At 64.9% G+C, this 12,998-nt stretch carries 13 protein-coding genes; all 13 read left to right on the forward strand.

From position 1 onward, the window contains the following. Window positions 1-2: 2 nt before the first annotated feature. The 13 genes from OOT33_RS16420 to OOT33_RS16480 all read left to right on the forward strand — a co-directional run bounded on the left by OOT33_RS16420 (window position 3) and on the right by OOT33_RS16480 (window position 12,997). Entirely contained in the window at window positions 3-1,340 is a 1,338-nt protein-coding gene (locus tag OOT33_RS16420; RefSeq protein WP_017184778.1) for a TraB/VirB10 family protein, read from the forward strand. Continuing rightward, a complete protein-coding gene (locus OOT33_RS16425; RefSeq protein ID WP_017184777.1) occupies window positions 1,327-2,202 on the forward strand; it encodes a DsbC family protein in 876 nt (291 codons plus the stop codon). Before OOT33_RS16420 ends, OOT33_RS16425 begins: the two co-directional genes overlap by 14 nt. Continuing rightward, window positions 2,199-3,209, forward strand: a complete 1,011-nt coding sequence (locus OOT33_RS16430) for a TraV family lipoprotein (protein WP_017184776.1) — start codon at window positions 2,199-2,201, stop codon at window positions 3,207-3,209. Before OOT33_RS16425 ends, OOT33_RS16430 begins: the two co-directional genes overlap by 4 nt. A gap of 1 nt (window position 3,210) precedes the next feature. Beyond that, window positions 3,211-5,796, forward strand: a complete 2,586-nt coding sequence (gene traC / locus OOT33_RS16435) for a type IV secretion system protein TraC (RefSeq protein ID WP_017184775.1) — start codon at window positions 3,211-3,213, stop codon at window positions 5,794-5,796. Between the two features lie 3 nt (window positions 5,797-5,799). Continuing rightward, the gene (locus OOT33_RS16440) at window positions 5,800-6,153 is read left to right on the forward strand and encodes a hypothetical protein (protein WP_017184774.1); all 354 of its coding nucleotides are present in this window, start codon (window positions 5,800-5,802) and stop codon (window positions 6,151-6,153) included. Then, window positions 6,146-6,835, forward strand: a complete 690-nt coding sequence (locus tag OOT33_RS16445; protein ID WP_026002700.1) for a type-F conjugative transfer system protein TrbI — start codon at window positions 6,146-6,148, stop codon at window positions 6,833-6,835. Before OOT33_RS16440 ends, OOT33_RS16445 begins: the two co-directional genes overlap by 8 nt. Then, the gene (locus tag OOT33_RS16450; protein WP_017184772.1) at window positions 6,816-7,349 is read left to right on the forward strand and encodes a S26 family signal peptidase; all 534 of its coding nucleotides are present in this window, start codon (window positions 6,816-6,818) and stop codon (window positions 7,347-7,349) included. The genes OOT33_RS16445 and OOT33_RS16450 overlap by 20 nt, the downstream gene beginning before the upstream one ends. Then, the gene (gene traW / locus OOT33_RS16455) at window positions 7,346-8,002 is read left to right on the forward strand and encodes a type-F conjugative transfer system protein TraW (protein WP_017184771.1); all 657 of its coding nucleotides are present in this window, start codon (window positions 7,346-7,348) and stop codon (window positions 8,000-8,002) included. Before OOT33_RS16450 ends, traW begins: the two co-directional genes overlap by 4 nt. Further along, window positions 8,002-8,271 carry a hypothetical protein gene (locus OOT33_RS16460; protein ID WP_017184770.1) on the forward strand — a complete coding sequence of 90 codons (270 nt, stop codon included), beginning with the start codon at window positions 8,002-8,004 and terminating at the stop codon, window positions 8,269-8,271. The genes traW and OOT33_RS16460 overlap by 1 nt, the downstream gene beginning before the upstream one ends. Continuing rightward, window positions 8,271-9,290, forward strand: coding sequence for a conjugal transfer pilus assembly protein TraU (gene traU / locus OOT33_RS16465; protein WP_026002699.1), 1,020 nt, complete (start codon window positions 8,271-8,273; stop codon window positions 9,288-9,290). Before OOT33_RS16460 ends, traU begins: the two co-directional genes overlap by 1 nt. 11 nt (window positions 9,291-9,301) lie before the next feature. Further along, entirely contained in the window at window positions 9,302-10,048 is a 747-nt protein-coding gene (gene trbC, locus OOT33_RS16470) for a type-F conjugative transfer system pilin assembly protein TrbC (protein WP_017184767.1), read from the forward strand. Continuing rightward, entirely contained in the window at window positions 10,045-11,910 is a 1,866-nt protein-coding gene (locus tag OOT33_RS16475; RefSeq protein WP_017184766.1) for a conjugal transfer protein TraN, read from the forward strand. Before trbC ends, OOT33_RS16475 begins: the two co-directional genes overlap by 4 nt. 271 nt (window positions 11,911-12,181) lie before the next feature. Continuing rightward, complete coding sequence (locus OOT33_RS16480; RefSeq protein ID WP_026002698.1) at window positions 12,182-12,997, forward strand: conjugal transfer protein TraF; 816 nt, start codon at window positions 12,182-12,184, stop codon at window positions 12,995-12,997. Window position 12,998: the final 1 nt, after the last annotated feature.

Raw genomic sequence — 12,998 nt, forward strand, 5'->3', positions numbered from 1 at the left:
ATATGGCTCTTTCCGATTTCCTGAAGCGCAGTCGCCGTCCTCTCGACGGCGGCAGCGAGGGCGGCACCGAAGAGGGAGTTTCCCCGCTGTCGGGCGATCTCGGTGCCAATGACGCAGTCCGCCGCCGCCAGCGTCTGCTCCTCGCCGGCGTCGCGGGCGTGGGCCTGGTCCTTTCGTCCTTCTGGATCTTCGGCGGCGACGGCGACAAATCGAAGGAGACCGACGACGGCGTCAGCGAGGTCGACGTCTCCACCAAGGATCTCGTCAACCGCAACCTCTCCCAGCAGGAATGGATGGCGCTTTCGGAGAACCGCTTTCAGTCGACAGAAAACCAACTCAAGTCGATCGACGGGCAGAATAGCCGGCTCGAGGCGCTGACCGCGCAGGTCGAGGCGCTGAAGGGCCAGAATCAGGCGATGCAGGCCGATGGCCAGCGGGTCCTGTCCGCCTACCAGGCCGAAAACGAGCAACTTCGCCGGCAGGTCGCTGATCGCCGGACTGCCGCAGCACCGGCGCCCGGCCCGGCCGCAATGTACGGGCCCTATGGTCCGCAGGCCTATCAGCGACCGGGCGCGCAGGGCGGAACGCAAGCGGCGGCTCCGATCGCTTCGGCCGCGGAAGTGAAGCTCGTCAACTTCACGACGACGGATAGCGGCAACGCCTCCCGCATTGCCAAGGGCAACACGGTCTATACCGACAGCGTCAACTATCTGCCGCCCAACAGCTTCGCGCGTGCGAAGGTGATCGTGGGCGTGGATGCGAGCGCGGGGGTCAACAGCCAGAGCGATCCCTTGCCCGTCGTGCTGCGTGTGACGGGTCCGGCGCGCTCGGTCTACCAGAACGGCCGCCTGCTCACGACCAAGATAGAGGGCTGCCTCATCAACGGCGCGGCGCGCGGCGACCTCTCGAGCGAGAAGGTCTACGTCAAGCTTCAGAAGATGACCTGCCCGCAGCCCGGCGGCCGCTACGCGGTCTCCGAGGTCAAGGGCTTCATCGCCTTCGGGGGTAAGACGGGCGTGCGTGGCCGGGTGGTGTCCCGCGAAGGCTCGCTCGTGACCCAGGCCTTCCTGGCGGGCCTTGCTGGCGGCTTCGGCCGTGGCTTCTCGGCGAATGCCAACTCGGTCTTCCAGGGCACCAACATCACGACCAACGGCCAGCGCCAGAAGCTCTCGACGGGCGACATCCTCGAGGGCGGTTTCGGCGAGGGCGTCGCCCAGACTGGCGACATGGTCTCCAAATATCTGATCGAACGCGCCGAGCAATACCAGCCCGTGATTGAGATGCCGACCGGCATCGATGTTGAGATTGTCTTCCTGGAGGGTGTCTATGTTCGCAATTGATCGTCTGCGCGCGCTGGGCCGCCCGTCGCGCCTCGTCCTCACCACGCTCCTCGGGCTGAGCGTCGCCGGCATCGCGCTCGCGGCCGACACGAACAGCCCGGAAGACCGGGTCCGGTTGCTCCTAAAGACGCGGCTGCCCAAGACACCGGTCACCGCTATCGATTGCGGCAAGATCAGCGGCCTTTGCGAGATTACCGCGGGCGCCAACCTGTTCTACGTCGATACGGGCGCGCGTTTCCTCGTCATCGGCCGCGTCTATGACATGCAGACCCGGCAGGACATCACGGCCGCCCGTCTGCTCGAGATGAACCCCGACATGCTCGTCGGCGCAGCCGCGAAGGCCAATGCGGCGGCAAATGCGGGCGGCGAAGACGATACTTCACAGCTCGCTGCGGCAACGCCGGGCCGGGTGGAGAAGCCAGTCCGCCCTGCGACGCCGCAGAAGCTCTCGCTCGCCGAGCTGCCCCGAGACGGTGCGATCGTCTGGGGCAATCCTTCGGGCCAGACGATCACGGTCTTCACCGATTTCCGCTGTGGCTATTGCCGGGCGCTCACCAGTGTCCTGAAGGACATGAACGTGCGGGTCGTCGAACGGCCGATCTCGGTGCTCGGAAGCCGCGATGTCGCCGACCGCGTCTACTGCGCCAGGAACCGGGAGGCCGCGCTGCATGCAGCCTATGCCGGAGAGGAAATCAAGGCAGGACCTTCCTGCAACACCTCGGGGCTCGATGCGAACGAGGCCTTCGCCCACCGCCATGGTCTCAGCGGCACGCCGGTCATCGTGCGCGGCGACGGTGCGGTGATCGAGGGCTACCGGCCGCGCGCCTTCCTCGAGAATTGGCTCAAGGGAGGCCAGTCGTGATCCGGCGGTCCTTGGTTGGGCATGGCGGCGGCCGCCGTCGTCTGTGGCTGCCGGGTGTGCTCGGGTTGACCAGTCTCCTGGCGCTCAATGGCTGCGCCAGTTTCGGCGGCAATGTGCGCGGCAGCTTTTCCTGCGCGGCGCCCGACGGCATCTGCGCGCCGAGTTCGACGATCGACGACAGGGCGCTTGCGCTCATCTCGGCGGACCCTTCGGACGGCGATGCTCTGCCCACCGGCAATATGCGGCAGCCGATGCGCGGGAAAACCAATCGCGTGGCGATGGGCCAATCCGCGCGCCTTGCCTCGACCGATGCCGGACGCAGCCAAGAGAAGGTGCTGCGGATCGTCTTTCAGCCCTATATCGACGAGCGTGGCCGGCTCCACGAGGCCAGTGCGGTCCATGCGGTCGTCGCGAGCGGGGAATGGCGGCAGCAGGCTCTGATGCAGGCGTCCATGCCGGCGCGGGCGTCGGCGGTGGCACCAGACATCCAGGAATCGCTTGGTGATGCGGTCGACCGCATCGATCCGCCGCTGACAGGCTTCGCCGACAGCGATCCGAACGGACCGGACCCGGCGGCCGTTGCGGCTGCCCGGGCGCGCAAGCCTGATCCGGCCCCCGATCCGGTCAGTGCGATCAAAGCGGATGTCAGGGCGCGTCTCGCTCCCAGGGCGCCAGCGACATCCGGTTCGGGAACGGCGGCGGCTTTGAGCCATACTCCGCCGGCTGCCGCTTCGACGGTGCCTCATCCCCCCTCTGATGCACCGGCGAGCGGCAGTCCCGAAGCCAAGGCGGCCTCGGCACCCGCTCCGCAGCCTATGAGCGCGACCGGCGCGGCGGCGGTCGCGCGCGTGAAGGCCGATCCCCACTATCAGGAGGTCGCCAATGGCGCGGCTAAGGATGCCCGGGATGCCGGCGTTGCGCAGACCGGAGCGGCAGCCGCGCCGGCGGCGATCGGCGCGACGGTGAAGGCCGCGAACTTCCCTGCTGCCGTGCCGGAGGACAAGTGAGATGGCGGGGAGCTTCTTCGAGAGCCTGCTGTCCGGGATCCTGGGCGACGCCAAGCGGCCCGACGCCGAGCGGCCGGAGTTTGGCGTGCCGATGCTGGCGCATTGGCTGCCCTATCGCAGCTATGATCCCAAGACCGGGATATTCTACAACAGCGCATCGCGCGGCTTCGTGATCGAAGCAGCGCCGCTCGTCGGCGCGGACGAACGCACGGGCGAGATCCTGACCCAGTTTCTCTCGGAGGCGATTCCTGCCCCCGGCTGTCTGCAGTTCCACCAATGGATGAGTCCGCGGATCGGCGAGCGCCTCTCCAAATGGTATCTCCCGCGCTATTCCGCGCGCGGCGTCTATGAGCGCATGGCCAAGCACCGGGTCGACTTCCTGACCGACGGGGTCTGGAAGTCGCTTTCGGCCGACGCGCCCTTTTCGCTTCGCAATCACCGCGTGGCGATCTCCTATTCGACGCCCGAGAGCTCGAGCGTGACGGCAGAGGAGATCGTCGCCGTCATGGACGGCATCATCTCGGCGCTTGCCTCGATCAATGTGTCGGCCAGGACGATGGATCCGCAGGCACTCATTGCCTGGATCGACGACATTACCTCGCCGACTACTGCTGCCGGCGAGGACGTGGTCAGCTATAATCCGCTCGATCCGATCGCGGACCAGGCAATCCGCCGGGACGTCGAATTGCATATCGAGTCTGACCGGATGCTGCTTCGCACCGAGCGATTCCGGCCCACCGGCAAGACCATCGACGAAGCGCCGGAGATCGGTGAAATTCTGCCGGACGTCTTCGACGTCCGCTCGTTCTCGGTGCGCAACCTGCCGGCACGCTGGGCGCCATGGGACGTCGCCCGGCTGATCGGCGACATGTTTACCGACAAGCTGCGCATGCCGTGCCCGGTCGCGACCAATCTCTGTGTCGAATTCCCCGATCCGATGGCCGCGAGCAACAAGGCCAGCTTCAAGTTCATGCGCACAACGAGCCTGGCCGATTCAAAATCGTCGCGCTTCCTGCCGCAGCTGCGCGATCAGAGCCAGGAATGGCGCTATGTGAACGACGAGCTGCGCCAGGGCCGCAAGCTCGTGCGCGTCTTCTTCAGTGTCACCGCCTTCTCCCCGAAGGGCCGGGGGGACGCGAACGAACGGGTACTCAAATCCGTGTACCGGGCAGCGGGCTGGGATCTTCTCGACGATCGCTACCTGCAGATCATGGGTCTGCTCTGCGCGATGCCGATGACGATGGCCAACGGTCTCGCGCGCGATCTCGAGCGCATGAAGCGGATGCGCACATTGCTGACCACGACCGCCGCTAATCTCGCCCCCATTCAGGGCGAGTTCCTCGGGAGCCAGGTGCCCCATCTGATGCTGATCGGCAGACGTGGTCAGCCCTTCTTCTGGAGCCCGTTCGAGAATGCGGCCGGCAACCACAATGTCGCTGTCTTCGGCAAGTCGGGCTCCGGCAAATCGGTGACGCTGCAGGAGCTGTGCGCGTCATTCTGTGGCGCCGGCGCCCGCGTTGTCGTCATCGACGACGGACGCTCGTTCGAGCATTCCGCCAAGCTCCAGGGCGGCGCTTTCGTCGAGTTCACGATGGCTTCGGGCTTTTGTCTCAACCCGTTCAGCATGATCGACGAGGAACTCGCGGCGACCGATGAGGACTATCTCCTCGACTGCATGGCAATGCTCAAGGCCATCGTGAACCAGATGTCGCGCCACATGGATCGGCTCAACGATACCGAGCGCGGCCTGATCGACGGCGCAGTCAACACGGTCTGGGCGGAGAAGGGGCGGGCTGGTTCGATCGATGATATCATCACCGCCCTGGATGCGACCGGCAACCAGCAGGCCACCGATCTTGGCATAGCTATGCGGCCATTCTCCTCCGCCGGCACTTATGGCCGCTTCTTCCAGGGCGAAGTGTCCTTCGAGTTGTCGGCCCAGCTCACCGTTTTCGAACTCTCCGATCTTTCGTCACGTGAGGAACTGCGCAGCGTAGTGCTGGCCGCGATCATGTTCATGTCACAGCAAATGATGCGTAAGGTCGACCGTTCGATCCCCAAGGCGCTATTCCTGGATGAAGCGTGGCAGATGATGCGCGGCGGGGCGATGGCCGAGTTCATCGAGGCCTTTGCGCGTACCTGCCGTAAATATTATGCGTCGCTCATCACCGCGACCCAGTCGCTCAACGACTATTACAAGTCTGCGGGTTCGATCGCCGCCCTTGAGAACAGCGACTGGTTCGTCATTCTCCAGCAGAAGCCGGAGACCATCGCCGACTTCAAGAAGCATGATCGTTTCGAGATGGACGACTATACCGACGCGCTGCTGCGCTCGCTGAAGATCAACGGCCGCGAATATTCCGACATTCTGATCAAGGGGCCAGAGACGTTGGCGGTCGGCCGCCTGGTGCTCGATCCCTTCTCGTCCACGGTCTATTCCTCCAGTCCGGCCGTCTACGCCGCCATTGAGGATCTCGTCACGCAGGGCCTCACCATGGATGAGGCGATCGAGCGGATCGCCTTCCCGGACAACCCGGAAAAATGGGCCTCTCACGAGGATCCCGAGCTCGCGCAAGCGGCGGAGTGAGCCATGGCCAGCAGCACAGAGCCGAGGGTACAGCCATCCGCGCCGCCGTCGATCGACGCGCGCGCGATGCTTCATTTCACCCTGTATTTCGGCGGCTTCCTCGCATCAACGCTGCTCATGACCTGGGGCCTGTTCGCGCTGTTTTTTCTCGCCCTTGGCGGCTTCTCGCTCGATGGCCTGATGAACCAGCTCAACAACCTCAGCACCCGCTACGTCATCGCGACCCCGGATCGGGTCGCATCGTTCAAGACCATCTTCGCCGTCGCACATCTCATCCTTTCCGTGGGGCTCATGGTCCTGCGGAGAGGCAGGATCCTGCCTTCGGCCCGATCGCAGGGAGACCCCCGCCATGGCTGAGCAACCCGAACTCGACCTTCCCGCGCCACCGGTATCGCCAGCAGCGCCAGCGAAGCCCAGACGAACATTCTTCGCTGGCTTCAGCCGTATGCAGATCCTCGCCGGGCTGATCCTTCTGGCCACTGTGGTCTGGGGCATGTGGGTCACCAAGACACTGGTGACGCCCAAGCAGGATCATATCGTCTCGGCGCGGCTCTCCTCGATCGTCGGGGAATATGTGCAGGCGCAGGCGCGCTCGACATCGCCTCCGGCGCAGGTCGAGGCCGAGATGCGGGGCTTCATGGCGTCGCTCGACAAGGAACTGCAGCGGCGCAGTGCTGGCGGCCAGATCGTGCTCGTCGGCGAAGCCGTGCTCACGAAGAACGTGCCCGATATAACCGACAGCCTCAGACAATCGGTCTACGCCTCGGGCGTCCCGCGGCCGCGCCAAGCTTCGGCCGAGGAGCTGCAGCAGATGAATGCCCAGGCGATGGCGGCCGCGAGACCCCAACTTGCAGCCCCGGCTCAGATGCCGGGCCAGATGCCCGGGGCTGCTCCTCCGATCGATCCCATGATGGCCGCACAGGGCATGGCGGCGCCAGGAATGGTGTCTTCAGGGCAGCAGCAGCCGGTTCCGCAATATGCTCCGCCAGCTGCGCAAGTTTCGACCTTCGGAGGCTCCGATGGCATCGGCGGCCAGTGAGGCGCGCCCAAGCTGGCGGCCACGCACGCGGCTATGGCTGTTGTTCGGCCTGTTCATCGCGGGCAGCGTTCTGCTCAGCGCGATCAGCGCATGGCGCGACGATCATCTGCTGCTGATCAACACGACGGGTTCGCTTCCGAACTGGGCCTTCCTCATCCAGCGCCACAAGCTGCCGGCGCGCGGAGACTATGTTTTCTTCGACCCGCCGCCAAGCACGCTCCTGCGTCGCCACTTCGGCGCGAAGCCGCGGATGTTCGGCAAGATCGTCTACGGCATGCCGGGCGACACGATCAGCCACGTTGGCCGCCAGGTTGCGGTGAACGGCCACCTCGTCGCGCAGATGAAACCGCTCACACGCTTTGGTGAACGCCTGACGCCGGGCGCAACCGGCCCGGTGCCGCAGGGATGCTATTTCGCGGCTACGCCGCACAAGGATGGCTTCGACAGCCGCTATGCCGAAATCGGCTTCGTATGCGCGCGCCAGGTCATAGGAACCGGGGAGCCGATCCTATGAGGGTGCTCATCTCAGGCGGGCTGGCCATCGCCGCAACGGTCGGCGGGTTGATCGTCGTTGGGCCGATGCGGTCGGAGGCCAAGGACTATGGCCAGGCCGCGCAGGCGTTCCCGGTCATCGAGCCCGATCTGCTCTCCACCATTGAAAACCGCCTGCGCCGCGCAGAGGCAAGCGGCGAGCTCGCCCGGACCAACGAGATGTTCGCCAAGCGCGTCGAGGCGAAAGTTCGTCGACCCGATCCCGTCACGGGGGTCACCCCGGCCCGGACCGCCCGGAGCTGGGACTTCGATCCGTCGGTCACGATGGAACGCGACATCCGCGACCAGAAGGGCAACCTGATCGCCCCAGCGGGACAGCGGATCAACCCGCTCGACTTCGTCTCGATCCGTCAGGACCTTGTCTTCATCGACGGTGACGATAGCGAGCAGCTCGCTTGGGCCACGACGCGCTACACGGACCTCAAGGCGAAGATAATCTTCGTGCGTGGATCGCCGGTCGAGCAGATGACCGCGAAGAAGCGGCGTTTCTACTTCGATCAGCAAGGCAAGCTCACTTCCCGCTTCGGCATCGAGCATACGCCAGCCGTGGTCACCCAGGCTGGCAAGGTGATGCGCGTCTCCGAGGTGGTGTTGAAGTCCGGGAGCCCGGGCTGATGCCGCTGTGGCTCGACATGCTCCGAACGCCGATGGCGGCACCCGAGACTCGCGATCTTCGGCGGCTGCGCCGGATCTGGCAGGTTCTTTGCCTGCTACTGGCCGCCAGTGTCGCGGGCTTGCAGCCGTTGATGCGGATCAGCGGTCAGGCGGCGCCCTGTGCGATCGCGTCGCTGCTGGCGGCCACGCTGTTGACCACGGCGCTTTACCTCGCGCGCAAGCATCGCGCGGACACCGCCTTTCTCGAACCTGCCGGGGAGGATCAGTGATGCGCGGCTTTCGATCAGCTCTGCGGCTTCTCGTCATGGCGCTGGCAGCCTTCTTTCTGGCGCCGAGCGCACAGGCGGCAGGGCCGACCTGTCACGGGAAGTTCGTCAATCCGATCACCGACGTGTGTTGGTCTTGCCTGTTCCCACTCTCGGTCGGCGGCCTCAAGATCTGGCCGAGCGGCCGGCCGGATACGAGCAATCCCGCTTCCCCGATCTGCTTTTGTGGCAGCCCGCTTCCCAGGATCGGCATCTCGGTCGGCTTCTGGGAGCCGGTGCGGCTCGCGGACGTCACAATGAAGCCCTGGTGCTTTCCTAATCTCGGGGGTGTGCGCATCGCGCCGGGGTTCGACATCGGCCAGGGCTATCTGGCCGGCCCCTCGATGGTGGGCGGCCGCTCGCAGAGCACGGCCAAATGGCACGTGCACTGGTACGTCTATCCGCTGCTCTACTGGATGGAGATCCTGACCGACTTCGTCTGCTTCGAGCAGGCGAGCTTCGACATCGCCTATATGACCGAGGTCGATCCGCTCTGGCAGGACGATAGTCTGACGGCGCTGATCAATCCGGAAGCCGTCGTCTTCGCTAACCCGATCGCCCAGGTCGCCTGCGCCGGCGACTGCATCGCCGGGACCGTCCACCTGCCGCTCGATCCGCTGTTCTGGTGTGCGGGGTGCCAGGGCAGCATGTATCCGCTCAACGGCAACGTGCCGTCCTCGATCGGCCATGTTCAGTCCTCGCGGCTCGCACTGTCGCGCTTCGCCTACAAGATGCACCGCGAAGCTCTTGCCTGGGGGACGATGGGCTCGGCCGGGCTCTGCAAGAAGTACCTCATGCCGATCATGCGCAAGCAGCAATACCGCTTCCAGATGGTCAATCCGATCCCCACCGTGAGCGGCCGCTTCGCCTGCTCCACGATCGGGGCATCCACCATGCCGCCTGACGCAGGTCGCGCCTATCCCGCCGCCGGCGAGGACATGGGCTACCTCGTCTGGCGCAAACGCAATTGCTGCGTGCTGTAGGGGGCCGTCCAATGCGCAAATACCTCTGGGGCTTCGCAGCGATCCTTGGCTTGGCGAGCGTGACGGCCTTGCTCGCGCAGACCGTCGACGGGATCGACGTCCAGGCGATCAAGCAGCGTTCGGCGGACCTACAGGCGGATGCCGAGGCTTTCGTCAACCATGTGAAGGATAGGGGCGACGCCTTCCGCGAGGACGCGCAGACCGTTCGCGACGCTGGCATGGAGAACATGCAGCGGGTCGCCAAGAGCGATCTGCCCAAGGGACCGGCAGGCCCCGTCGATTTCGACGAGATCGTGGCCGGTGCCGCGTCGAACGCGACGGCAGGGAAGGGCGAGGCGCCCCAGTTCATCGTCTTCGCGAGCCTGTCGATGCCACCGCAGTCGCTGCAGAAGCTGATCGGCGACACGGCCAGGGCCGGCGGGGTGGTCGTGTTCCGCGGCTTCCCCAACAATTCGATGAAGGAGTTCGCCACGAGCCTTGGCAAGATCATCGACCGGCAGGACGATTTCGCCAATGTCGGCATCGATCCGCGGCTGTTCCGCGCTTTCGATGTCCAGGCAGTGCCGACATACGTCAGTGTCTCGTCGGACTTCGATCTTTGCGCCGGCTTCTCCTGCCAGACCAAGCTGCCGCCCTATGATCGGCTCGTCGGCAACGTCTCGGTCGAATATGCGCTCGAGCAGTTCGCGGACGGTAATGGCCCGGGCGCACGGGTCGCAGCGGTTGGCCTCGCCAACATGCGCAAGGCCCATCCATGAGGGCGTATCTCGTCCTGGCTGCGCTCTTCGGCGTCGTTATGGCGAGTTCGCCCGCGCTTGCCCAGATGACGCTCGACGAGGCGCGCCAGGAGGGGAAGGCGCTGGGTACGGAGAAGCGCAACGATTCCACGCTGGTGCCGTCCAGCGATGCGCAAGCCGCCGCGGTCCCCGGCTATTCCGGCACGAGCTTGCCCGAAGGATCCTATTTCGACGATCCCGGTAAGCTTGAGTCCGACGCCCAGGCGGCCAAGTCGTCCAACGAGCAATATCGCATCACCACCGATGCCGATCACAGCCGGGCCACGTTCAGCAATTCCGAGATCCTCGCGACCACGGCGCGCGCGACATCGGTCGAAAACGATCCCTCGACCTATCTCGCTGGCGAGGAAATGGGCGGCACCAAGGGCACATGCGTGCCGCTGCCCGCCGCGCCGGGGAGCGCGGGCTATTATGAGGCGAGTTGCAACGCCGGCAGCAAGGTCACCACGGAAGCCCGGACCTGCAACGTCAGCCTTGACGTTCACACCGAGAAGCGGACGATCTACACCTATTACACGGGTCGGTTGAGCTTCCTGCCGACAGATGGCGGGCCCTATCCCGCCCGCGCGGCTTTTGACGACGAGATCGCCACCGGCATCTGCTGGGAAAGCCGCCCGATCGACTATTGCGACAATATGAGCGCCTATGGATATACTGCGGCGCCGACCTGCAAAAGCCTTGGCCACACCGCCGTCGAGGTCAAATGCACCGCCGAGGCCCAGGGGATCACGCCGGGCGAGTATCATCCGGGCTATGTGCTCTCGACCGGCAATTACTGGCTCACGAAGCAGGAAGAACCGGCCGTGCCGGTCATCACGCGCAACGAGGGGCTATGCGCCGCCAATGCCGGCGACCCGAACTGCACGCTCGAGACCGAAGTGTGCACGTCGAGCGACCCGGTCACCCGGATCGTCGACGGCGTTCCTGTCACCCAGCCCTGCTGGGCCTGGCAGCGGACCTATCAATGCCACCGGATCTCAACAGCCAATGACTGCGGTGATCTCGAGGCGAACGGGAGCTGCACCTATCTGCGCACAGAATGCCTTGACGAGGAGCCTGATGGCGGGCCCTGCAAAGTCGAGAACCGCGTCTACAGGTGCCCGACGCCTTCCGGAGGCACGAGCGATGCGCCGCAATATATCTGCGGCGACGACGTCTATTGCATCAACGGCGACTGCGAGCCGATCGTTCGCGAAGCGTCGACCGAGTTCAAGGACGCGCTCGTTGCGCTGCATGCGATCGACCAGGCGGGCAAGGAGTTCAACGAAGCCGATCTCCGGGTCTTCAGCGGCACGCGCGAGACCTGCCACAAGCCGGTGTTCGGCCTTATCAACTGCTGTGCGGGCAAGACGTCGGGTTTGTTGACGGTCGGCGCTGGCGCGGCTGCGCTGGCGGGCGGTCCCGCGGCGATCGCCGCGCTCGCGACCCCCTTCCTGGTCCTTTTCGCATGTTCACAGGACGAGATGAGGCTCGACATCAAGGACCGGATGGGCCTGTGCCATAATCTCGGCACCTATTGCTCGTCGAGTTTCCTCGGCATCTGCAGCACGCGGCGCACCGCTTATTGCTGCTTCGAGAGCAAGCTCTCCCGCATCCTCCAGGAGCAGGGCCGTGTGCAGCTCGGCAAGCCGTGGGGGGCGCCGAAAAAGGAACAGTGCATTGGCTTCACGATCGACGAGTTCTCGCGGCTCGACCTGTCGGTAATGGATTTCACCGAGGTTTATGCGGACTTCATGGATGCGGCCAAGCTGCCGGACGAAGTCCAGACCATGACCGAAATCCAGCAGAAAATTCAGAACTACTACGACCTCCACGGCAAGTGAGATGGGCCGATCCGATCTCCTTGCCGCAGGGGCCGCAGCGCAAACCCAAGGAAAGTGACCATGCCTATCCCTGTTCTCGAGCTGCCCCTCGTCCTGGCATCCCTGGCGCTGCAACCGTCGGCCCCAACGCCCCACCATCGTTGCGGTGGCTCTCCCGCGACCGTGGCCGATTGCTGCGTCCACCCCGCAGCCTGGGACAGTCTGACACCCAACCCACCGCTCGCACTCCCTTCCGCGCAAACCGCCTCAGCCGATGAAAGGACGAAGCGTGATGTCCCCCGTCGCTAAACTCTCGATGCTGCTCGCCCTGTCGATTGGGACTGCTGCTCCCCTGTTGGCGCAGGATGCGCCGCCGTCACGCGACACGATCGAGCAGAACCGGCCGGATGCTTTCTACTGCGGCGAGCGGAAGCTCGGACAATGGTTCTATTGCGACAAGCCCAGACCCTTGCCGCGCGAGGCGCAACCGTCGCCGCCGCCGAGCGCGGTCGACCGGATGGCGGCGATCACGAAGCAGCTCGACGAATTGAAGGCCAAGGCGATCCTGGAGCCGACCGAAGAGAACGTCATCGCCTACGTCCGCTTCCAGCGCGAGCAGCTCGACCGCGCCTCGACTTTCTCCGACGTGTGGCAGCGCGCGCTCTGGCAGAACCCCGACATCGACTACACGTTGCAAAGGCCCGTCTCGACGGTCGGCAAGCGTGCCTGGCTCGACAATCGAAAGGCCGATCGCGACGCGGTCCTGACCAACCTGGGGCAGCGCTACGGGCTGTTCTACTTCTTCGCGCAGAGCTGCGGCGCCTGTGAGCTGTTCGCCCCGATCCTTCGCTCGGTGACCGACAGCCACCGGATGGCGGTCATGGCCGTATCGATGGACGGGGGGCCGAGCCGCGATTTTCCGGAACATGTCGTCGATTCCGGGCAGCGGGCGCGCATGGGCGTGCCGGGCAATGAGACACCGGCGCTGGTCCTCTTCGACACGGTGACCAAACGGACCATTCCGGTTGGATACGGCATCCTGAGCGCCGATGAGATCATGGATCGCATCTTCACGCTCACGAACACGAAAGTGGGGAGCGATTACTGAT

Source organism: Sphingobium sp. DEHP117 (assembly GCF_030867385.1).
In the GTDB taxonomy this organism is placed as follows: Bacteria; Pseudomonadota; Alphaproteobacteria; order Sphingomonadales; family Sphingomonadaceae; genus Sphingobium.